Annotated in this window: 21 protein-coding genes, 1 tRNA gene and 1 pseudogene; 22 read left to right on the forward strand and 1 reads right to left on the reverse strand. The window is 49.0% G+C overall.

The window, feature by feature from the left end:
• Positions 1–574 precede the first annotated feature (574 nt).
• The 5 genes and pseudogenes from SHK35_RS12220 to SHK35_RS12240 all read left to right on the forward strand — a co-directional run bounded on the left by SHK35_RS12220 (position 575) and on the right by SHK35_RS12240 (position 3,646).
• Positions 575–934, forward strand: coding sequence for a helix-turn-helix domain-containing protein (locus tag SHK35_RS12220; protein ID WP_318709994.1), 360 nt, complete (start codon positions 575–577; stop codon positions 932–934).
• Between the two features lie 3 nt (positions 935–937).
• Positions 938–1,666: a Fic/DOC family protein gene (locus tag SHK35_RS12225; protein WP_318709995.1), complete on the forward strand. Its 729-nt coding sequence runs from the start codon at positions 938–940 to the stop codon at positions 1,664–1,666.
• Between the two features lie 40 nt (positions 1,667–1,706).
• Positions 1,707–2,063: pseudogene (gene tnpA, locus SHK35_RS12230) on the forward strand (IS200/IS605 family transposase); the annotation flags it as partial.
• A gap of 277 nt (positions 2,064–2,340) precedes the next feature.
• Positions 2,341–2,493 carry a Maff2 family mobile element protein gene (locus SHK35_RS12235; protein ID WP_318709996.1) on the forward strand — a complete coding sequence of 51 codons (153 nt, stop codon included), beginning with the start codon at positions 2,341–2,343 and terminating at the stop codon, positions 2,491–2,493.
• A gap of 88 nt (positions 2,494–2,581) precedes the next feature.
• Entirely contained in the window at positions 2,582–3,646 is a 1,065-nt protein-coding gene (locus tag SHK35_RS12240) for a tetratricopeptide repeat protein (protein WP_318709998.1), read from the forward strand.
• Here the strand turns inward: SHK35_RS12240 and SHK35_RS12245 are convergent.
• On the reverse strand, positions 3,632–3,994 hold the full coding sequence (locus SHK35_RS12245; RefSeq protein ID WP_318710000.1) for a helix-turn-helix domain-containing protein: 363 nt from the start codon (positions 3,992–3,994) through the stop codon (positions 3,632–3,634). The two genes, SHK35_RS12240 and SHK35_RS12245, sit on opposite strands and share 15 nt — an antisense overlap.
• A gap of 347 nt (positions 3,995–4,341) precedes the next feature.
• On the opposite strand from SHK35_RS12245, the gene pyrF reads away from it, so the two are divergent.
• The 17 genes from pyrF to SHK35_RS12330 all read left to right on the forward strand — a co-directional run bounded on the left by pyrF (position 4,342) and on the right by SHK35_RS12330 (position 20,703).
• The gene (pyrF, locus tag SHK35_RS12250; protein ID WP_318710001.1) at positions 4,342–5,265 is read left to right on the forward strand and encodes an orotidine-5'-phosphate decarboxylase; all 924 of its coding nucleotides are present in this window, start codon (positions 4,342–4,344) and stop codon (positions 5,263–5,265) included.
• Between the two features lie 77 nt (positions 5,266–5,342).
• Positions 5,343–6,017 carry an orotate phosphoribosyltransferase gene (gene pyrE, locus SHK35_RS12255; RefSeq protein WP_318710003.1) on the forward strand — a complete coding sequence of 225 codons (675 nt, stop codon included), beginning with the start codon at positions 5,343–5,345 and terminating at the stop codon, positions 6,015–6,017.
• Positions 6,018–6,102: 85 nt separating this feature from the next.
• Positions 6,103–6,255 carry a hypothetical protein gene (locus SHK35_RS12260; protein WP_318710005.1) on the forward strand — a complete coding sequence of 51 codons (153 nt, stop codon included), beginning with the start codon at positions 6,103–6,105 and terminating at the stop codon, positions 6,253–6,255.
• Positions 6,256–6,315: 60 nt separating this feature from the next.
• Positions 6,316–6,636: a DUF6142 family protein gene (locus SHK35_RS12265; protein ID WP_318710006.1), complete on the forward strand. Its 321-nt coding sequence runs from the start codon at positions 6,316–6,318 to the stop codon at positions 6,634–6,636.
• Positions 6,633–8,738, forward strand: a complete 2,106-nt coding sequence (locus tag SHK35_RS12270) for an aminopeptidase (protein ID WP_318710007.1) — start codon at positions 6,633–6,635, stop codon at positions 8,736–8,738. Before SHK35_RS12265 ends, SHK35_RS12270 begins: the two co-directional genes overlap by 4 nt.
• Positions 8,739–8,860: 122 nt before the next feature.
• Entirely contained in the window at positions 8,861–9,394 is a 534-nt protein-coding gene (gene purE / locus SHK35_RS12275; protein WP_318705037.1) for a 5-(carboxyamino)imidazole ribonucleotide mutase, read from the forward strand.
• Between the two features lie 37 nt (positions 9,395–9,431).
• Positions 9,432–10,457: a phosphoribosylformylglycinamidine cyclo-ligase gene (purM, locus tag SHK35_RS12280; protein ID WP_318710009.1), complete on the forward strand. Its 1,026-nt coding sequence runs from the start codon at positions 9,432–9,434 to the stop codon at positions 10,455–10,457.
• A complete protein-coding gene (gene purN, locus SHK35_RS12285; RefSeq protein ID WP_318710011.1) occupies positions 10,451–11,074 on the forward strand; it encodes a phosphoribosylglycinamide formyltransferase in 624 nt (207 codons plus the stop codon). The genes purM and purN overlap by 7 nt, the downstream gene beginning before the upstream one ends.
• A gap of 54 nt (positions 11,075–11,128) precedes the next feature.
• Positions 11,129–12,400, forward strand: a complete 1,272-nt coding sequence (purD, locus tag SHK35_RS12290) for a phosphoribosylamine--glycine ligase (RefSeq protein WP_318710012.1) — start codon at positions 11,129–11,131, stop codon at positions 12,398–12,400.
• 38 nt (positions 12,401–12,438) lie between these two features.
• Positions 12,439–12,894 carry a flagellar operon protein YvyF gene (locus tag SHK35_RS12295; protein WP_318705033.1) on the forward strand — a complete coding sequence of 152 codons (456 nt, stop codon included), beginning with the start codon at positions 12,439–12,441 and terminating at the stop codon, positions 12,892–12,894.
• A 49-nt stretch (positions 12,895–12,943) separates the two neighbouring features.
• A complete protein-coding gene (locus tag SHK35_RS12300; RefSeq protein ID WP_318710013.1) occupies positions 12,944–14,488 on the forward strand; it encodes an SH3 domain-containing protein in 1,545 nt (514 codons plus the stop codon).
• 205 nt (positions 14,489–14,693) lie between these two features.
• Positions 14,694–15,071 (forward strand): GntR family transcriptional regulator, encoded by a 378-nt coding sequence (locus SHK35_RS12305; RefSeq protein WP_318705031.1) that lies wholly within the window; start codon positions 14,694–14,696, stop codon positions 15,069–15,071.
• Positions 15,071–17,521: an ATP-dependent Clp protease ATP-binding subunit gene (locus SHK35_RS12310; protein WP_318710014.1), complete on the forward strand. Its 2,451-nt coding sequence runs from the start codon at positions 15,071–15,073 to the stop codon at positions 17,519–17,521. Before SHK35_RS12305 ends, SHK35_RS12310 begins: the two co-directional genes overlap by 1 nt.
• 78 nt (positions 17,522–17,599) lie before the next feature.
• Positions 17,600–18,013, forward strand: a complete 414-nt coding sequence (locus SHK35_RS12315; RefSeq protein ID WP_318710015.1) for an endosialidase — start codon at positions 17,600–17,602, stop codon at positions 18,011–18,013.
• A 158-nt stretch (positions 18,014–18,171) separates the two neighbouring features.
• Positions 18,172–19,482: a DNA repair protein RadA gene (radA, locus tag SHK35_RS12320; RefSeq protein WP_442867443.1), complete on the forward strand. Its 1,311-nt coding sequence runs from the start codon at positions 18,172–18,174 to the stop codon at positions 19,480–19,482.
• 89 nt (positions 19,483–19,571) lie between these two features.
• Positions 19,572–20,537: a ComEC/Rec2 family competence protein gene (locus SHK35_RS12325; RefSeq protein ID WP_318710016.1), complete on the forward strand. Its 966-nt coding sequence runs from the start codon at positions 19,572–19,574 to the stop codon at positions 20,535–20,537.
• A 95-nt stretch (positions 20,538–20,632) separates the two neighbouring features.
• Positions 20,633–20,703: transfer RNA gene (locus SHK35_RS12330), tRNA-Trp, on the forward strand.
• The last annotated feature ends 175 nt before the right edge of the window (positions 20,704–20,878 follow it).

A 20,878-nucleotide genomic window follows, 5' to 3' on the forward strand; every position in this document is an offset into this window, starting at 1 on the left:
CCAAAGGCATGTAACGAGAAGAAAAACCCGGTTCACTATCGTTAACAGGGTGGCGTGTTCATCGTTAATGGGGTATCCGGTGCATCGTTAGATAGACAGAACCCTTTACTGTCAGGATAAAGGTCGATTTTGGGCGTTTTCTTTCGCCGTAAGCGGCTTTTGAACGCAGTGTCATATCCCATATTTCGCCCATATAAACGCTGCGCGTACAATACTTTCTGCGCTTGGTGCAATCCTCCTTCTTTGTGTATAGTTTATTGTAACAGACAGTGCATATCTGTGTCTGCTTTTTTAGTATAGATCCACACCGTGTTTATGGAGAATTATGTAAATCTACGCATACGGCCACAACTGCAGATATGGATCATGTTACTGCATTAAATCTTTTGCCTAAATATGAGAGGACAAAGACGCAAGAATTTAGAAAATATTTCGAAGTGTAGTAAATGGGTGAAGTATTAGTTTTTTGCAATAGATTGTGCAATTTTTGAAATAGCATAATTCTTGAAATACCTTGCATAATGGTAGGCAATGCCGTATACTATATATAGAGAATTAAGTGGAGGTAATTATCATGGAAGTGAGAGAATTGCGCTTACAAACAGGATTGAGCCAGAGTAAATTTGCCAAAATGTTTGATGTTCCGGTTTCCACTTTAAAAGATTGGGAACAGGAAAGAAGAAACCCTCCGGCATACGTTATCAATATGATGAGAACTATTTTACAATATAAGGGGATGCTTATCAGCCAAAGTTATGTCGAAGCATGTGATGCGAGAAGAAAGAGTGTGGAAAATGCTATGGCTATTATGTTGAGTGCTACCAACGGTCCGGATGAAGTGTTTATGGAGGTTTTGGACTCCTATATCTTTGGCAAAATCACATTGGAAGAAATGGAAGTCCGAATTGATAGATTTGAGTATTTGGGGGCGTAATATATGAGTGGTGGAAAGAATTGTTATCCGGAAAGTGATGTTCTTATCAATAAATATAACATTCGTGATAAGGAACTTTTAGAGAAATTTGAAATACAAAAAGTGTTTGCGAAGCTGTTAGGGTTGGATGTGAAGCCTACAAGGATTGCTTATACTTATGATGTGGAGCACATGGTATCCATCCACAAGTATTTATTTGGGGATATTTATGAATGGGCAGGAACATTCCGAAAAGAAAATTTGTACAAGAGTGAGCGTGTTTTGTCCGGTGGTTCCGCAGAGTATGCAGATTATCATGAGATTGAGAATCGCTTAAAGAAATTATTGCAACAATATGCAGATTTAGATTGGGCGAAGACTGCGAAGAAGGGAGATGTGATTTCTGATTTTTTATTGGAATTATGGAGCATTCATCCTTTCAGAGAAGGAAACACCAGAACTTGCATTGCATTTCTGTGGCATTATTTAAAGGGAAAAGGTGTAGATTTTCAAGTGGCACTGCTGCGGAATAATCCGATGTATGTGAGGGATTCGTTGGTTATGGCAAATTATGACCAGAAGGAATATTTAAGAAGGATTATTTCGGATGCATTGCAAGGTGAGGCACTTGAGTCTGAGTATTCAATGAACGAAGAGCAATCTGGAGAGCAGTATAAAATTGCAAAAGCAGATTATGAAGTGTTTAGGGAGAAGTATTCGATAAAAAGGATTAAAGGCAGCAGAGATATGTAAGAAAGTGAACCTAATATGGAAGATATGAAAAAGTCTATAGAAAAAGCAGCTGTATGGTCAAGTGCGCACCGATGTGCGGGAAATTATCCAAACATTGTGCAAGTATAAAGGAATAGAAATAATTGAAGGAGCGGTATGCTTGGATCATGTACATCTTTGTGTAAGTATGCCGCCTAAGATGAGTATCCTTACTTTCATGGGATACTTAAAAGGGAAGAGTACTTTGATGATATATGACAGGCATCCGAACTTGCAGAATAAGTGGAACAGAGCATTCTGGGCAAGAGGCTATTATGTCGCAACAATAGGCAATGTGACAGAAGAAGCAATTAAGAAGTATATAGCAGAGCAATCAGAAGAATCAAGAAAAGAAGATAGTGGAGGAGCCGCTTTCTAGCGGCAGCCAGCAACAGAGCTTGCAACCCCGCCTTTCAGGCGTGCAAGTAACAAAGGCCCCTTGGGGGGCCAATTCAAACCACCACTTGAAGTGGTGGCTGGTGACTTTTCACATACAGAGCGGACGCATCAAACACTGAACTTATAAGCGAGGACGAGGACGATCCGGATGCCTATGTATAAATCGCTTCTGGACAAAGTGTCCAGAGGTCGCAAGCTGCCGCCCAAACGGGCGGCTTTTTTCATGACCGGAACAATCTCGGAGAAATGGAAGATATATGGAATTTTTCGCTTCTGCTATTACGACTTTGCAGACTCTCGTTGTTGCGCTGGGTGCTGGCTTGGGCGCGTGGGGCGTTTTCAATCTGCTGGAGGGGTACGGTTCCGAAAATCCGGGCTCCAATGCCCAGAGCTTGTATTCTTATGGCTGAACTGTTATGAATTTATACAGAATGTTTTGCGCATCTCTTGAGGTTTCAAAACCGATATGCTACTATAATTTCAGGAAAATGCGCGGAAATGGAGATTGTCATGGTTTTCTATCATATAAAAAAAAGCGGTCTTTTGGCGGCCGGGTTGTTGATCTCAATGCTTCTTACGGGATGCGCCGGGGGCAGTGAAAATGTACAGAGCGGAATGCAGCTGATACAGAATCTGGATTACCAGGGGGCCATGGCGGAGTTTGAGGAGGCGGAGGCTGCCAACGAAAATGAACGTCTGCTCTACAGGGGAAGAGGTATAGCCTATATGGGGCTTACGGATTATGAACAGGCAATCAGCTGCTTTCAGACGGCCCTTGCCGCCAGCAGCGGCATTGTGGAGTCTGTAGATTTTGACTTGAATTATTATCTTGCGGCGGCCTATACCAAGAATGGGCAGTATCAGGAGGCAAAAGATACCTACGACGCTATACTTGCCCTTCGGCCAAAGGAGGAGGATGCCTATTTTCTGCGGGGAAACGCTCTTTTGAACCTTGGGGATTTTGAGGGGGCAAAGGAGGATTTTGACAGGGTGGTTTCCATGTCGCCCCAAAATTATGACAGGCTGATAGAAATCTATGAAACGCTGGATCACTTTGGCTACAGACAGGAGGGACAGGCTTATCTGCAAAATGCCCTGGACACTGCAGAAGGTGCCATGGATCAGTTTGACAGCGGACGGATTTATTATTATCTGGGGGAATATCAGAAGGCTTATCTGGCTTTGGAGGAGGCGAAGGGAAATGGAGGGGCCGAAAGCTATCTGTACCTGGGCAAGGCTTATGAGGCCACGGGGGACTATAATTATGCCTCCAGCGTGTATAACAGCTACATCAGCCAGGATCCTTCAAATGCGGAAGTGTATAATCAGCTGGGACTATGCGAGATGGCCAAGGGAGAATATCAAAAGGCGCTGGAAGCCTTTCAGGCCGGACTTGAAATAGAGGGAAACGATATGGTTCAGGCGTTGTCCTTTAATGAAATTGTGGCCTACGAATACTTGGGAGAGTACCAGAAGGCGGCAGTGCTTTTGGACGCCTATCTGGCAAACTATCCCGATGATGAGGCGGCTGCAAGGGAAAAACAGTTTCTATCGACTCGATGAATCCCTGGCGCTCCGCAGCTTTAAAAGGTCTAAAAAATCCAGCATGGAATGCACGTCCCTTGGAGAGAGTTCCAGGGTGGTGTTGACCATATCCGCCACCGTGTAATCCCGAAGGAGCCTGTGATTTAAGGTCTCAAAATTGTAGCGGTATCTGGTGCGGTTTAAAAGATAATCCGTGGTAACCTCAAAATAGTCAGCGATCTTGCAGAGAGTGACCAGGTCCGGAAAATGGACGCCCTTTTCATAGTTTGACACAGTGCCCACAGATACGTTCAGCGCAGCCGCCAGTTCTTTTTGATAAATGCCTTTTTCAGCGCGGAGCTTCGCAAGCGTTTCTCCAAAATCCATATGCCCACCTCCTGTAGATCATTGCCTGTTTCAGATTTCGTAAAACTTATTTTATAGTATTTTAGGTTTTGAGAAATATTATTTTAGATATGCAAGAAAAGTACTGAAAATAAGCAAAATATTTTATAAATACTAAAATAATGGCAGCGGTTCAGCCCGCGCCATTCGCAAAGCCGCGCCAAGGAGCTTTTTCGCTGCTTTGCAGCTGCCTTTGCTCATTATCGGGCGCTCCGCTCATAAGCTGTTATAAATAATGAAATTGTTTCGGGAAATGAGTTGACCGGCGGTCAAGGGCTTTGGTAAAATGGATGAAAATGTAAATGCCTTTGGGCGGAACGGAGAACAGAATGATTAATAAACTGGTGTCAAAAATCAAGGAGTTAAATGCTCCCATTGTGGTTGGACTGGATCCTATGCTGAAATTTGTGCCAAAGCACATTCAAAAAAAGGCCTTTGCAGAATATGGAGAGACCCTGGAGGGAGCGGCGGAAGCTATCTGGCAGTATAACAAGGGAATTGTGGATGCCATCTGTGATCTGGTGCCTGCAGTAAAGCCTCAGATTGCCATGTACGAGCAGTTTGGCATTCCGGGAATGACAGCATTTCAGAAAACGGTGGATTACTGCAGGGAAAAGGGTTTGGTGGTGATCGGAGACATTAAGAGGGGGGATATCGGCTCCACTTCCGAGGCCTATGCTGTGGGACATTTGGGACGTGTTTTAGTGGGCGGCAAAACCTGCTATGGTTTTAACGAGGATTTTGCCACCGTAAATCCCTATCTGGGTTCAGACGGCGTCAATCCCTTTATCAAAGTATGCAGAGAGGAAAAAAAGGGGATTTTTGTATTGGTCAAAACCTCAAATCCAAGCAGCGGCGAATTTCAGGACCAGCTCATAGACGGTCGTCCTCTTTATGAGATTGTGGGAGAAAAGGTGGCGGCCTGGGGAGAAGAGTGCATGGGAGAAGAGTACAGCTATGTGGGGGCTGTGGTAGGAGCCACCTATCCTGAACAGGGGAAGCTTTTGCGCCAAATCATGCCAAAGGCGTTTATACTGGTGCCGGGGTACGGCGCGCAAGGCGGCAAGGGCGCTGATCTGGTTCACTTTTTCAATAAAGACGGACTGGGAGCCATTATCAATTCTTCCAGAGGAATTATTGCAGCCTATCAGCAGGAAAAGTATGCAGGATACGGTGAGGAAAATTATGCGGAGGCATCCAGGGCTGCCGTGCTGGACATGAGGGAGGATATTGCACAGGCGCTGAACCGATAGACTTGCCCGGTGAAACTAATTGATAACTGGGGAGTTTTGTGTTAGTATAAAATGGACAAAACAGGAGGTTTACAGATATGGAGGCATACAAGCAGGAGTTTATCGAGTTTATGGTGGACAGCCAGGTGCTGAAATTCGGTGAATTTACCCTAAAGAGCGGAAGAAAATCTCCTTTCTTCATGAATGCTGGAGCCTATGTGACCGGCTCTCAGCTTCGCAGGCTGGGGGAGTATTATGCAAAGGCCATCCATGACAGCTACGGAGATGATTTTGACGTGCTGTTCGGGCCGGCTTACAAGGGCATTCCCCTGAGTGTTGCCACGGTCATTGCATACAGCAGCCTTTACGGGAAAGAAATCCGATACTGCTCCAACCGCAAAGAGATAAAGGACCACGGTGATGTGGGGATACTTCTGGGCAGCAGCCTAAAGGACGGAGATCGCGTGGTGATGATTGAGGATGTGACAACATCCGGGAAATCCATTGAGGAGACCTTCCCCATTATCAAAGCTCAGGCAGACGTGCAGATCAAGGGACTGATGGTGTCCTTAAACCGCATGGAAAAGGGACTTGGCGGAAAGCTGAGCGCGCTGGAGGAGATCAGGGAGAAATACGGCTTTGATGCAAAGGCTATTGTCACCATGCAGGATGTGGTGGAGTGCCTGTATAATAAGCCCTACAAAGGAAAGATTTATATTGACGATGTCTTGAAGGCTTCTATTGACCGCTACTATGAGGAGTACGGCGCCTAGATGTCCTAGAGACGGGCAGGAGGAATCCCTTTCACGGAGAAAGCTGTGAAATAGGGCGGAGCATCAAAAATGTGAGGTGTGACAGATGGAAGAAAAGGTATATAAGACAATGGGCGGCGCTGGCGCCATGAATATTGTGCTGGGAGTGATTTCCATAGCGGTGGGACTTGCCAGCGGGGTGCTGCTGATTGTCAGCGGGGCCAGGCTTCTTGCGGGTAAATCCAGAATTTTATTTTAAATAAGGAGCAGCATGAGGGCATTTCCTGAGGGAAGTGCCTTTTTGGGGTTTATATAGGGCATGAAAAGGAAAAACTATATTTTTACAAACAAAAAGCATTCCTACAAGGCCATTATGGCTGCTATTTTGGGAATCATCAGCTTAGTGTCCTTAGGCATTGTGGTGTATCTGACCTATTTAAGGGATGGACAGGCCCAAAACGGCTACGGGGTGACCGGGCTTTTGGCTGCTGTCTTTTCCCTGGCCGGATTGGTTCTGGCAATCATTTCTTTTCGGGAAAAGGACAATTATATGCTGTTTCCCTGGCTTGGACTGCTGTTAAATGTGGCGGCGCTGGGAAGCGTGGGGCTGATATTATATTTAGGAGCACAAGTATTATGAGTGAAAAAATAGAAATAGGACAAGAAGCAGAGAAAGAGCTGCAAAAGGAAAGACTTAAATTAGTGTTGTCCAGAATCCGGGAGATTCCGCAGGAGCATTTCGGAGATGAGGCCTTTGAGGATTACTTTGCCGTGACGGCTCGATTTTTGCTTTTGCTGGAGGAGACAGGAAAATTTCTGGAGGATGGCGGTCTGAAGAAGGCGTCTCTGGAGGAATTAACGGAGCGAAACCATGCGCTGTACCGGGATATTTTGCCGGAAAATTATGAGAAAAGCTATGCAAATCCCGCTTATGCTGTAAAAAGGCTGGGAAAGGAGATGGGAGCGGCCCTTTCCTTTTTATATGTTGAAATGCGCAGTCTCATCGGCTTTCTTTATGAGGAAAGGCTTCTGGAGGTGGTAATTCGTCTGGAGCTTTTTGCAGAGGTTTATGCAGCCTTTGTCTATGAATGGCAGGAGAATGAAAAACTGCCCTCCTATGAGGATATCCATGTGATTCTCTATTGGTTTGTCAGTGACTATGCCGATATGGCGGCGGAAAACAGAACCAGGGAGCTTTTGGTGCCGGACCATAACTTTGCGGCGGGCATTATCCGAAACGGAGATTTGTCTGACGTACGGTATCTTTTTGCATACGGGGAATATGTGGGGGAAAATGAGCTGACCATGGCTCGTTTTCTGGCAGGACTGCCACAGGAGACTATAAATATTATGGCTGATACCTATACGGAAGGGTATCGGATCGGATTTGAGGTGACCGGAAAGGATCTGTCGAAAAAGAAAACAGTGGAGCTTCGGTATCAGCTTGGCTTTGAACGGATGATGAGAAGGGCCATTGAAAATTTTGAAAAAATGGGTCTGGAACCGGTGATTTATCGGGCGGCGTACAGTATTTTGTACAATCCCTCGCTGTACAAGACCGGTTTTTTTGGCGGCGCCGTCAACAGACAGTGCGATTTTGACCACAAGGATGACAGAGCGCTTTTTCTGGATAAAAATTATGTAAACCGCAGGCTGGAGGTATCCCGGACGGCCTTTGAAAAATACAAAGGGGAGGCCCTTTTATACGCCGGGCCTGCCGTGGTGGAGACCTTTGGAGAGGCATCCTTTGAACCTGTAAACAAACCGGAATGTATCCGCATGACGAAGGAGCAGAACCGTCTATGGGTGGATTACCGGACAAGGGCCGGGCAGCTGCAGCGGGAATATATTCTGGAAGAGGAGAGGAGCTTCACCATAATTGCTTTTCCTGTGCCGGAGATCGGCCCCTGCTTCCCGGAGCTGTTTGAGGAGATCATTCGGATCAATACTCTGGATTATCAGCTTTACCGGGATATTCAGCAGACCATGATCAATGCCCTGGACAGGGCGGATTTCTGTGAAATCAAGGGAATGAACGGGAACCGCACATCCCTTCGGGTGAACCTCCATAAGCTGAAAAATCCTGAGACGGAGACCATCTTTGAGAATTGTGTGGCGGATGTAAACATTCCTGTGGGGGAAGTGTTTACCTCTCCCGTCTTAAAGGGCACAGATGGGATTCTGCATGTGAGCAGGGTGTTTTTAAACGGACTGGAATACCGGGATTTGACGCTGACCTTTCAGGACGGCATGGTCAGGGATTACACCTGCAGAAACTTCGAGGATGAGGAGGAAAACCGGGCCTTCGTGTGGGAAAATGTGCTGTGCCGCCACGAAAGTCTTCCCATGGGAGAATTTGCCATCGGTACAAACACCAGAGCCTATGTGGCTGCAAAAAAATACGGTGTGGAGGAGAAATTTCCCATATTGATTGCAGAAAAAACGGGGCCCCATTTTGCAGTGGGAGACACCTGCTATTCTCACGCGGAGGAAATCAAGGTATATAATCCGGACGGGAAGGAAATTGCGGCCAGGGACAACGAGGTGTCAGGCCTTAGGACAACAAAGCCGGAACAGGCCTATTTTAACTGTCATACGGATATTACCATACCCTATGACGAGCTGGGAGAGCTGACGGCAGTGACAAGAGACGGCGTGAGAATCCCGATCATAGAAAGGGGCCGTTTTGTGCTGCCGGGAACAAAGGAGCTTAACAGACCCTTGGAGGAGGCTGGCATTTAAGAGCAGAATTGTTACGAATTTTCAAAAAATAAGAAGATAAATATTGCATACATTATGTAATTTTAGTAAACTAAAAAGAAGAGAGAACCATGCGTTTTTGAACTTTTGGAATGGAGGATATTATGGCAGATACACAAGCACCTAAGGTTGGCATTGTTATGGGCAGCGATTCGGATATGCCCATCATGGCGAAGGCTGCGGATATTCTGGAGCAGTTTGGCATTCCCTATGAAATGAGGATAATCAGCGCGCACAGGGAGCCGGATGTATTTTTTGAATACGCCAAAACTGCAGAGGAGAAGGGATTTAAGGTTATTATTGCAGGAGCGGGCATGGCTGCGCACCTGCCTGGTATGTGCGCGGCTGTTTTTCCCATGCCGGTGATTGGAATTCCCATGCACACCACATCCCTGGGAGGAAGAGATTCCCTGTACTCCATCGTGCAGATGCCCTCCGGCATTCCGGTGGCTACGGTGGCTATAAACGGAGGAGCCAACGCGGCGCTTTTGGCGGTCAAGATTCTGGCTGTGTCGGATGAGACCCTTTTAAAGAAGCTGAAGGATTACAGCGAGGGTCTGAAAGAGCAGGTACAGGCCAAGGATGAAAAGCTTCAGGAGACAGGCTGCAAGGCATATCTGGAAGGAATGAAACGGTAAGGGCCGGTCTGAGAATACATAAGTGAGGAGAAAAGAGATGGATTATAAGAGTGCGGGAGTTGATATTGAAGCCGGTTATCAGTCGGTTGAGCTGATGAAGGAGTATGTGCGGCAGACCATGCGCCCGGAGGTGCTGGGGAGCCTCGGCGGCTTTTCCGGGGCGTTTTCCATAAGCGCCTTAAAAAATATGGAGGAGCCTGTTCTTTTGTCCGGAACGGATGGGTGCGGCACAAAGGTGAAGCTGGCCTTTTTGCTGGATAAGCATGATACCATCGGAATCGACTGCGTGGCCATGTGCGTGAACGATGTTGCCTGCGCGGGAGGAGAACCCCTCTTTTTTCTGGATTACATAGCATGCGGCAAAAATTATCCTGAGAAGATTGCAGCCATTGTAAAGGGAGTGGCAGAAGGCTGCAGACAGGCAGGTGCGGCGCTGATCGGCGGAGAGACGGCGGAGCATCCGGGGCTTATGCCGGAGGATGAATACGATCTGGCCGGTTTTGCGGTAGGTCTGGCGGACAAAAAGGATATGATTACCGGAGAGAACATCAAAGAGGGAGACGTTCTGATCGGCATTGCCTCCTCCGGTGTGCACTCCAACGGATTCTCCCTGGTGCGCAAGGTGTTTGATATGACAAGGGAGAGTCTTGATACTTATTATGAGGAATTGGGTGGAACCCTGGGGGAAGCGCTGCTTGCTCCCACCAGGATTTATGTAAAGGCGTTAAAGAGCGTAAAGGAGGCCGGTGTCACCATAAAGGGGTGCAGCCATATCACAGGGGGCGGCTTCTATGAGAATATTCCCAGAATGCTTCCGGAAGGAATCCGTGCCTTTGTGGAAAAGGACAGCTATGAGGTGCCTGCAATTTTCAAGCTTCTGCAGAAAAAAGGAAACATTGCGGAGGAAATGATGTACAACACCTATAATATGGGTCTTGGAATGGTGTTGGCGGTGGAGCAGGAGGACGTGGATAAAACCATGGCAGCCATTCGGGCGGCGGGGGATACGCCTTATATTGTAGGAAAATGCAAGACGGGAGAAAAGGGAGTGACTCTATGCTGAGAGTGGTAGTTATGGTGTCCGGCGGGGGAACCAACCTGCAGGCTATTATTGATAAAGCAGCCTCGGGCGGCATTACGAATATCCAGCTTGTGGGAGTCATCAGCAATAATAAGACGGTGAAAAGCTTAGAGAGGGCTAAGGCTGCCGGGATACCTGCCGTCAGCGTTTCCCCCAGAGATTATGAAAACCGGGAGCTTTTTCACCAGGCGCTTTTGGAGGCGGTGGATGGCTTTTCGCCGGATTTGATTGTCCTTGCAGGCTTTTTGGTTGCAATTCCCACTGCTATGGTTCAAAAATATGAAAACCGTATCATCAATATTCACCCCTCCTTGATTCCCTCCTTCTGCGGAGTGGGCTGCTATGGCCTTAAGGTGCATGAGAAGGCCCTTGCGCGGGGGGTGAAGATTACCGGAGCCACGGTGCATTTTGTGACGGAGGGCATGGACGAGGGGCCCATCATCTCTCAGAAGTCCGTGGAGGTGGAGGAGAATGATACGCCTGAGAGCCTGCAGAGGCGGGTGATGGAGCAGGCAGAGTGGATTTTGCTCCCCCAGGCCATCGACGATATCGCCAACGGACGTATCGCTGTGGAAAACGGCAGGGTGATCAGAAAATAAATGACAGCTGGCGCAGATTTATCGTGCGCAGGGCGGAAGTGAGGATACATAAATATGAAGGTATTGATCGTAGGGGGCGGCGGAAGAGAGCATGCCATTGCAATGAGTGTGGCAAAGAGCCCCAGAGTGGAAAAAATATATTGTGCTCCGGGAAACGCGGGCATTGGACAGATTGCGGAGTGTGTTCCCATCGGGGCCATGGAGTTTGAAAAGCTGGCAGCTTTTGCCAGGGAAAAGGCCATTGACTTTACCATTGTGGGGATGGATGACCCTCTGGTGGGAGGGCTTGTGGATGTGCTGGAGGCCGAGGGACTCAGGGTATTTGGCCCCAGGAAAAATGCGGCTATCCTGGAGGGAAGCAAGGCGTTTTCCAAGGACCTGATGAAGAAATACAATATTCCAACCGCTGCCTATGAGACCTTTGACAATGCAGAGGATGCTCTGGAATATTTAAAAGGGGCGGATTATCCCATTGTCCTGAAGGCGGACGGCCTTGCGCTGGGAAAGGGAGTTTTGATCTGCAGAGACAGAGAGGAAGCAGAAGAAGGCGTGCGGTCTATCATGCTGGATAAGAAATTTGGCTCTGCAGGAGACCGTATGGTGATTGAGGAATTCATGACAGGAAGAGAGGTCAGCGTGCTTTCCTTTGTGGACGGCAAAACCATTAAGATCATGACCTCGGCCCAGGACCATAAAAGGGCCATGGATGGAGACCAGGGCCTGAACACAGGAGGCATGGGAACCTTCTCCCCCAGTCCCTTTTACACAAAACAGGTGGACGAATTCTGCAGAAAGCATATTTACCAGGCCACGGTGGATGCCATGGCGGCGGAGGGGAGACCCTTTAAGGGCGTTATTTTCTTTGGGCTGATGCTGACCCAAAAGGGCCCCAGGGTTTTGGAGTACAATGCCAGATTCGGAGACCCGGAGGCCCAGGTAGTGCTGCCCCGCATGAAAAATGACATCATTGAGGTGATGGAGGCCTGTGTGGACGGGCGTCTTGACCAGATAGAGCTGGAATTTGAGGATAATGCTGCGGTTTGTGTGGTTTTGGCCAGCCAGGGCTATCCGGTTTCCCATGAAAAGGGATTTTTAATCCGGGGACTTGACAGGTTTGACGGGGCGGAGGGCTATTACTGCTTCCACGCCGGCACAAAGCAGACAGACCGGGGAATCGTTACCAATGGGGGGCGGGTGCTGGGCATTACGGCCAAGGGAAGAGACCTGAAGGAAGCCAGGGCCAACGCTTATGCAGCCACAGAGTGGGTATCCTTTGACAATAAGTATATGAGGCATGACATCGGCAAGGCGATTGATGAGGCATAGAAGCCTGAGAATTTATGTGGGAAAAGGTGTGATTGGGTATGGACAGCTTGGAAATGATGAATTATTACCATGTCCCGCGCTACTGCAAAAAGTGCAATGGAGTTATGATATTCAGGGGGGTAGGAGAATATCAGTGTGAGGACTGCGGGTATGTAGACTATGACGATTACGGAAAGGTAAGGCTTTATATTGAAGCCCACAAGGGGGCTACGGCGGTGGAGATTGAGGCGGCAACGGGAGTGTCTCAGAGGGCGATTCGAAGAATGCTCAGAGAATCCCGCATTGAGGTGGCCGAGGGCTCCAAGATGTTTCTGCACTGTGAGCGCTGCGGAAAGGAAATCCGCAGCGGAAGATTCTGTGAGGAGTGCGAGGCGAAAATTCACAGAAATATGGAAGAACAGCAGAGAGAAAAGCTGCGGAGGGATAAGAGAGGCTACGGTCATTCCCAGGCAGGAGAGGAAGGACAAAGGAGGTTTATGCGGGAGCATGAATGACGCCGCACAAGCCTTTTAGATACAGAATAGAAAAAGGAAAGGACAGCATATGAAAAAGATAAAAGAGGCACGTTTAGGACTTTATTTGCCTGCAGGCTTAATGACCATAGCTTTGATTCTGCTGATGGTTTTGTTTCTGGGATGCTTTTCCATTGTGAGCCATGCGGAGAGTCAGGGTACGGTGACTGCCAACAGCGCAAATATCAGAAGAGAACCAAACTCCAGCAGTGAGGTCATAGGCAGCACCCAAAAGGACAAAAGCATCAGCATCAGAAGCCAGACCACAGGAAGCGATGGGGCTGTGTGGTATCAGGTGTTCGTGGATGCAGATACCCTGGGGTATATCCGTTCGGATCTTGTATCCATAACAGATGGAACCACGCCTCCCACGGAAACCTATACGGCATCTGGCACCGACACTGCCACAACCACAGATACCAATACAAGCACCACGGACACACAGACCACCACAACTCAGGAAACGCCTGCTGAGGTTACAGCAGTTGAGCATATGAGCGCAAGTGTGACCGGGGGACAGTCCGTGCGGGTGCGCTCCAACGCATCCACAACCAGTCAGATTCTGACCACGGCCCAGAATGGCATGGCGCTTACGGTGACAGGGCAGGCCACGGGAACCGACGGAAATGTGTGGTATCAGGTAGCCTTTATTGCCGACGGGACAGAGGTGACCGGATTTATCCGCTCCGATTATGTTTCTTTGTCGGGGGAGCTGGTTCCTGTTACACAACAGCCTGCTGAAACCCCGCAAGAGGAGACTGAAGCGCCTGAAGAGGTGCAGGAAACAAAGGATTGGGAAACACAGCTTCAGGGGGAAGAATGGTATCTGATTAATAATGTGGAGGGAAATCAGTATCTGATTCAGGATCTGTTTGACGGTGTGGAGCAGAATGCGGCCTTGTATGAAGAAAGCAATCAAAAGGTGTCCAGCCAGAGAATTGTCATTATCATACTGGTGGTTCTCTTTGTGCTTGCGGCGGGAGCAGCAGCATTTTTGGCTTACAAGATAAAAGATATGATGGATTCCGCATATTTTTCTCAGGTTGAACGGGAGACCATGCGAAAAAGAAGCGATAAAGCCCAGGGAAATTCTGGACAGAAGGTAATGCACACGGTGGGAGCCGGAAAGCCGAACGGTGCAAAGCAGGCAAGACCTGCTGGAGCAAGGCCCGCAGGAAATACGGGCGCTGCCCAGGCAGCGCGGCCTGCGGGAACAAGGCCTGGGGGCGCAAGGCCCGCAGGAAGCCAGGCAGCGTCCCAGCAGGCACGGCCTGCGGGAACAAGACCTGCGGCTGCAAGGCCTGCCGGAAGCGGGGCGGCTGCCCAGACAGCGCGGCCTGCGGCAGCAAAGCCTGCAGGGAGCACGGGGACAGCCCAGGCAGCGCGGCCTGCAGGGGCAAAACCTGTGGGCGCAAAGCCCGGGGCAGGCACAGAAGGGAAAGCTCCTTCCAGGCCTTCTGGAGCAAAGCAGTCTGGAAACGGCCAGAACCCCGGCTGGAAATCAAAGAATTTTATGGCGGATGACGACGAATTTGAATTTGAATTTTTGAATTGGGACGGGGACGAGGAACCATAGACAAAGCAGTAAAAGCAAGGTGATTTTGCAGAAGAATGCTGACATCCTGGAAAGCAGTGCAGGATGCCGGCATTTTTTGCGGATACCGGTGCAGCAGGCAACCTATAAACTTCCTATAAACTTTCAGGCCATATTGTTGACAGTTATTTTTCGCTGTTATAATATGTATATAACAATCGGCGGATTGTGAAAGGAGCCTGAGGATATGATAATTGAAATTGATTTCAACAGTGATGAGGCGCTGTATCTGCAGCTGCGCAATCAGATTATCATGGGAATCGCCACCTCACAGTTTCATGAGGGAGATTCGCTGCCAAGTGTACGACAGCTTGCGGATTTGATCGGCATCAATATGCACACGGTAAATAAGGCGTATACGGTGCTGAAGCAGGAGGGGTACGTAAAGGTGGACCGAAGGCGGGGAGCTGTCATTGCCATTGACTCGGATAAAATGCGGACCTTAGAGGAGTTAAAGAAGGAGCTGCAGGTGATTTTGGCAAAAAGCAGCTGCAAAAATATTTCCAAAGAGGAAATCATAGAATTGATTGACGAAATTTATGAAGATTATGGAGGGCTGAAATAATGCAGTCGCAGTTTACGGATAAAGCGCAGGCGGCGCTGGCCCAGGCGTCCAAGTGCGCAAGAAGCTTAAAGCAGGGTTATGTGGGCACGGAGCATATTTTAGTGGGGCTGTTAAGGGAAAAAAGCGGAGTGGCCTGCAAGGTCTTGACGGACAATAATGTGGATGCGGATCAGGTTCTTGAGATGATAAAGGAGCTGATCGCATTTGAAAATGGAGTTGCTATAAGGGAGAGAGAGGGCTATTCTCCCAGAGCAAGGAAAATTTTGGAGGAGGCCCACAGACAGGCGGAACGGTTTGGACAAAAGCAGACGGGGACGGAGCATATTCTGATGGCGCTGATCAAGGAGGGGGAAAATGTGGCTGTCAGGCTGTTAAATACCCTGGGAGCCAATATTCAGAAGATTTATGTGGATACGCTGCTGGCCATCGGCCAGGATGGAAATTTATATAAAGAGGATTTGGGAAGAAAGGGAGAGCGGAGAGGAAAGCCTTCTACTCTGGAGCAGTACAGCCGGGATTTGACAGCCATGGCCAGGGAGGGGAAGTTAGACCCTGTCATCGGAAGAGAGGATGAAATCCGCAGGGTGATACAGATTTTAAGCCGGCGTACCAAGAACAATCCCTGTCTCATTGGAGAGCCCGGCGTGGGCAAGACTGCTGTGGTGGAAGGACTTGCGCTGCGCATCGTAGCGGGCGAGGTGCCCTTTACGGTACAGAACAAAAGAGTGCTTACATTGGACCTTTCTGGTATGGTGGCCGGAAGCAAATACAGAGGAGAATTTGAGGAGCGCATCAAGAGAGTGGTCCGGGAAGTGATTGAGGATGGAAATGTAATTCTCTTTTTGGATGAGCTGCACACCATTATCGGAGCGGGTGGCGCGGAGGGCGCCATTGACGCTTCCAATATTTTAAAGCCCTCTCTGGCAAGGGGGGAAATTCAGCTGATCGGAGCTACCACCATTGCGGAATACCGCAAGTATGTGGAAAAGGATGCCGCGCTGGAGCGGCGCTTCCAGCCGGTGACGGTGGAGGAACCCACGGAGGAGGAGGCTGTCCGCATCTTAGAGGGCATTAAGGGTAAATATGAGGAGCACCACCGGGTGACCATTACCTCTGAGGCGGTGGAGGCTGCGGTGCGGCTTTCCAACCGTTATATCAACGACAGGAATCTGCCGGATAAGGCCATTGATCTGATTGATGAGGCGGCTGCCAGCGCAAGACTTCACGCTATGGATATGCCGGACAAGCAAAGGGAGCTGCTAGAGCAGATCAAAAAGATGGATCAGCAGATAGAGCGCTCCATACGCATGGAGGCCTTTTCCCAGGCTGCGGAAATCAAGAAGAATCAAGACGAGCTGGTGAAAAAATACGAGCGCATGATGAAACGCCGGGAGAGCCGGGAGACCGGAGGGCAGTACAGCATCGGTGAAAACGAAATTGCCGAGGTGGTGGCAATGTGGACTAAGATTCCTGTGCAGAAGCTGGCTCAGAAGGAAAGCGAAAGATTACTAAAGCTGGAGAGCATTCTCCATAAGAGAGTGATCGGACAAGACGAGGCTGTGACGGCGGTGGCAAAGGCCATGCGCAGAGGCAGAGTGGGCTTAAAGGATCCAAACCGTCCCATTGGCTCCTTTCTGTTTTTAGGCCCCACCGGCGTTGGCAAAACGGAGCTTTCCAAGGCCCTTGCGGAGGCGATGTTTGGCTCTGAGGAGGCTATTATACGTGTAGATATGTCTGAATATATGGAGGGCCATTCGGTATCTAAGATGATTGGCTCGCCGCCCGGATACGTGGGATTTGAGGAAGGGGGACAGCTCAGTGAAAAGGTCCGCCGAAATCCCTATTCCGTTGTGCTGTTTGACGAGATCGAGAAGGCGCATCCGGATGTGTTCAACATTCTTTTGCAGGTGCTGGATGACGGGCATATCACGGATTCCAAGGGAAGAAAGGTAAGCTTTAAAAATACCATTTTGATTATGACCTCCAACGCAGGCGCCCAGCGGATTGTAGACCCCAAAAATCTCGGGTTTGCGGCGGAGAGCAGTGAAAAGCGTGATTATGAGAAGATGAAGTCCGGCGTCATGGAAGAAGTAAAGCGCAGCTTTAAGCCGGAATTTATCAACAGAATTGATGATATTATCGTATTCCACCAGCTTAACAACGAAAACATGAAGGAAATTGTAAATCTTTTGGCCGCAAACCTGTATAAACGCTGCGAATCCCAGATGGGAATTAAGCTCAGCATTACCCCGGCCTTAAAGGAGCATCTGGTGGAGAAATATTCGGATCAGAAGATGGGCGCAAGACCGCTTAAGAGAGCGATACAATCCGTGGTGGAGGATGCGCTTGCGGAAGAAATTCTGATGAAGAAGGTGATCCCCGGGGACTGCGTGTCTGCAGGCTTTAAAAACGGGAAGGTGACCTTTACCGTAAAGCAGACAGATGCCTGAAAAAAATAAAAAAAATTTGTAGAAAAAAGGATGGTTTTATATTATACTGTACCTACAAACGATCAGGAGGACACACAGATGGCAGTAGTGGAAGAATTGCTCCGCAGCGAGTCTGACGGTGCAATCAGTTTTGGAAATCATAAGCTTTCCAATAAGCAGAAGGTGGAGGATTTCCGTCATGCCGGAGATTTGCTGAAGGTAAAGACCTACAATGAGATCACGAAGCTGGAGAAAAACGGAATGTTTCTCTATGAGTCGGTACCCGGCACGAGCGTTCTGCATTTTCAGGAAAATGAGGCAGGCGTGGAATTTGTGGTGGAGGGCGATGAGGACGCTCAGATTACCATAGGGCTTACAGATGATACCGAGTACGAGGTTTTTGTAGACGGCAAAAGTATTGGCACCATGAAAACGGGATTGGGCGGCAAGCTCAGCTTAAGCGTGGAGCTGGAGGCTGCCGGAGAGGTTACCGTAAAAATAGTTCAGGTTTGATGCTTTCTGCGCCGGGGATTTCCCTGGCGCAAGGGGATTTTTACAACGGATGTCTCGCAGGGCGCGGCATCCGTTGCTTTTTGATGGAGGAATAGGTGAAAGGTAAGACTACCACTGTTTATTATTGCCAAAGCTGCGGATACGAGTCCTCGAAGTGGATGGGGCAGTGTCCGGGGTGCAGAGAATGGAATACCTTTGTGGAGGAGACTGTAAGCAGGGCGGAGCAAAAAAGTGCAGGAGTCCGCAGAAGAGAAGGGGCTGAAAGGGCAAAGCCCTGTCTTTTGACAGAGATTGCCATTCGCCAGGAGGATAAGCTTTTAACAGGAATCGGCGAGCTTGACAGAGTACTGGGAGGAGGCATTGTGAGCGGCTCCCTGACCCTGGTGGGAGGCGACCCGGGTATCGGGAAGTCTACGCTGCTTTTGCAGGTCTGCAGAAATATATCCACAGGCGGACATAAGGTGCTATACATATCCGGGGAGGAGTCCCAGGTGCAGATCAAAATGCGGGCGGACAGAATCGGAGATTTTTCTCAGAACATGCTGCTTTTGTGTGAGACGAGCCTTGATTCCATATCGGAGGTGATCCGCAGAGAGAAGCCTGAGGTTGTGGTGATTGATTCGATTCAGACCATGTATAATGAGGCGGTATCCGCTGCGCCGGGAAGCGTTTCCCAGGTGAGGGAATCCACAGGGATTTTGCTGCAGCTTGCCAAAGGGCTTGGGGTGTCTGTGTTTATTGTGGGGCATGTGACTAAGGAGGGGACTGTTGCGGGACCCAGAGTGCTGGAGCATATGGTGGATACGGTGCTGTACTTTGAGGGAGACAGGCATGCCTCCTACCGGATTCTCCGGGGTGTAAAAAACCGTTTTGGCTCCACCAATGAGATCGGCGTATTTGAAATGCGGGAGCAAGGGCTTATGGAGGTGCAAAACCCCTCAGAATATATGTTAAACGGACGGCCGGAGAATGCAAGCGGCTCTGTAGTAGCCTGCACCATGGAGGGAACCAGGCCTCTTTTGGTGGAGATACAGGCCCTGGTGTGCCACAGCAATTTCGGGATTCCCAGAAGACAGACCATCGGCACGGACTTCAACAGAGTGAACCTTCTCATGGCTGTTCTGGAAAAGCGCTCCGGCATCGCTCTTGCAGGCTGCGACGCCTATGTGAATATTGCAGGCGGGATCAGGATCATGGAGCCCGCCATAGACTTAGGCATTGTGCTGGCAATTCTATCCAGCTTCCGCAACCAGATTGTAAGTCCTAAGCTCATTGCCTTTGGCGAGGTGGGCTTAAGCGGAGAGGTGAGAGCTGTGGGCATGGCCAAGCAGAGAGTGGCCGAGGCGGAAAGGCTGGGCTTTGACACCTGCATTCTTCCTTATGTCTGCGCCAAGGAGTGCAAGGAATTTAAGAAAATTAAGGTGCTGGGTATTCGGTCGGTTCAGGATGCCATTGACAGGCTGTTTTGACAAAAAGGTGAGAAGACCGCCTGCTAAGACGGAAGGAACCTGAGGAGGGGGCAAAGGGATAAGACCGGAAAAGGAGTTGAGTAAAGCGCATGAGAAGAAGGAGAAAAGGCTCAAAAATAATTGGGCTTTTGATTTTGCTTGGAGGTATCTGCGCCGGGCTTTTGGCGGAGCCTGCTCTGCAGGATTCCCTTTGGGCAGGAGAGGAAACGGGCGCTCAGATTTCTGATGTCCAAAGCATGGAAAACAGCGGCGGAGAATTGGCCGGCGGGCAGATGGAGGTTCACTTTATTGATGTGGGCCAGGGAGACGCTGTGCTGATCAAAAGTGCGGATGCGTCTATGCTCGTGGATGCCGGGGATGATTCCAAGGGTACCGCCATACAGAATTATCTGCAGAAGCAGGGGATTGAAAGACTGAATTATCTGGTGCTTACCCATCCCGATTCGGACCATATTGGAGGAGCTCCGGTTATCATTGAAAAGTTTGAAATTGACCAGGTGTTTTTGTCGGATTTTGAAAAGGATAACAGCACCTATCGTAAATTGGTGCAGGCCCTTGACAACAAAGGACTTGTGGGAAGCACGCCCTCAGTGGGGCAGGTTTTTTCCTTGGGAGATGCCCAGGTTACGATTCTGGGGCCCTGTGATACCTATTCTGATCCCAACAATGCCTCCCTTGCTTTGCTGGTGCAAAACGGAGAGGATTCTTTCCTGTTCACGGGAGACGCAGAGGAGGAAGGGGAGCTTGCTATGCTGGAAAGAGGACTTTCGTTGAAGGCTGATGTGTATAAAGCGGGCCATCACGGCAGCAAAACCTCCTCCAGCGAAGCTTTTCTGGATGCTGTACAGCCGGAATTTGCCGTGATCAGCTGCGGAGAGGGCAATTCCTATGGCCATCCAAGCGCACAGACCTTAAACAGCTTCCGCTCCAGAGGAATACAGGTGTTCCGCACGGATGAACAGGGAAGCATTGTAGCGGTTTCGGATGGGGAAAACATAACCTGGAACTGTGCTCCTTCTGATACCTGGCAGGCGGGAGAACCTTTCGGAGAATAGTTACAATTTTTTCAATTTTTGCTTGCTATGCCAGGGGGTTCTGTGTTATAATAAGCTTCGTCGGTGAGCAAAGATAACTGGCGAACCTGTTTTATAGGGGAATAGTACAGCGGTAGTGCGGCGGTCTCCAAAACCGTTAACGGGGGTTCGATTCCCTCTTCCCCTGCTGAAAAATCCTTGTGAAATCAAGGATTTTTTTTATTGGGTAATCAATATTACATAAAGGCTGATTGATTTCGTGAATTATGTAATAGATTTATTAAACCTTGAGTTTCCGCAAACTGCAATAAAAAGACAGATATGTCTTTCCAAAGTACCAATCTGCCGATTTTTGAGAGATT

The organism is Candidatus Acetatifactor stercoripullorum, assembly GCF_944382095.1.
GTDB classification, from domain to species: domain Bacteria; phylum Bacillota; class Clostridia; order Lachnospirales; family Lachnospiraceae; genus Acetatifactor; species Acetatifactor stercoripullorum.

Coding starts and splice junctions, on each gene's coding strand:
- SHK35_RS12220 (WP_318709994.1), top strand. CDS start 575: ATGGAAGTGAGAGAATTGCGCTTACAAACAGGATTGAGCCAGAGTAAA.
- SHK35_RS12225 (WP_318709995.1), top strand. CDS start 938: ATGAGTGGTGGAAAGAATTGTTATCCGGAAAGTGATGTTCTTATCAAT.
- SHK35_RS12235 (WP_318709996.1), top strand. CDS start 2,341: ATGGAATTTTTCGCTTCTGCTATTACGACTTTGCAGACTCTCGTTGTT.
- SHK35_RS12240 (WP_318709998.1), top strand. CDS start 2,582: ATGGAGATTGTCATGGTTTTCTATCATATAAAAAAAAGCGGTCTTTTG.
- SHK35_RS12245 (WP_318710000.1), bottom strand. CDS start 3,994: ATGGATTTTGGAGAAACGCTTGCGAAGCTCCGCGCTGAAAAAGGCATT.
- pyrF (WP_318710001.1), top strand. CDS start 4,342: ATGATTAATAAACTGGTGTCAAAAATCAAGGAGTTAAATGCTCCCATT.
- pyrE (WP_318710003.1), top strand. CDS start 5,343: ATGGAGGCATACAAGCAGGAGTTTATCGAGTTTATGGTGGACAGCCAG.
- SHK35_RS12260 (WP_318710005.1), top strand. CDS start 6,103: ATGGAAGAAAAGGTATATAAGACAATGGGCGGCGCTGGCGCCATGAAT.
- SHK35_RS12265 (WP_318710006.1), top strand. CDS start 6,316: ATGAAAAGGAAAAACTATATTTTTACAAACAAAAAGCATTCCTACAAG.
- SHK35_RS12270 (WP_318710007.1), top strand. CDS start 6,633: ATGAGTGAAAAAATAGAAATAGGACAAGAAGCAGAGAAAGAGCTGCAA.
- purE (WP_318705037.1), top strand. CDS start 8,861: ATGGCAGATACACAAGCACCTAAGGTTGGCATTGTTATGGGCAGCGAT.
- purM (WP_318710009.1), top strand. CDS start 9,432: ATGGATTATAAGAGTGCGGGAGTTGATATTGAAGCCGGTTATCAGTCG.
- purN (WP_318710011.1), top strand. CDS start 10,451: ATGCTGAGAGTGGTAGTTATGGTGTCCGGCGGGGGAACCAACCTGCAG.
- purD (WP_318710012.1), top strand. CDS start 11,129: ATGAAGGTATTGATCGTAGGGGGCGGCGGAAGAGAGCATGCCATTGCA.
- SHK35_RS12295 (WP_318705033.1), top strand. CDS start 12,439: ATGGACAGCTTGGAAATGATGAATTATTACCATGTCCCGCGCTACTGC.
- SHK35_RS12300 (WP_318710013.1), top strand. CDS start 12,944: ATGAAAAAGATAAAAGAGGCACGTTTAGGACTTTATTTGCCTGCAGGC.
- SHK35_RS12305 (WP_318705031.1), top strand. CDS start 14,694: ATGATAATTGAAATTGATTTCAACAGTGATGAGGCGCTGTATCTGCAG.
- SHK35_RS12310 (WP_318710014.1), top strand. CDS start 15,071: ATGCAGTCGCAGTTTACGGATAAAGCGCAGGCGGCGCTGGCCCAGGCG.
- SHK35_RS12315 (WP_318710015.1), top strand. CDS start 17,600: ATGGCAGTAGTGGAAGAATTGCTCCGCAGCGAGTCTGACGGTGCAATC.
- radA (WP_442867443.1), top strand. CDS start 18,172: ATGGGGCAGTGTCCGGGGTGCAGAGAATGGAATACCTTTGTGGAGGAG.
- SHK35_RS12325 (WP_318710016.1), top strand. CDS start 19,572: ATGAGAAGAAGGAGAAAAGGCTCAAAAATAATTGGGCTTTTGATTTTG.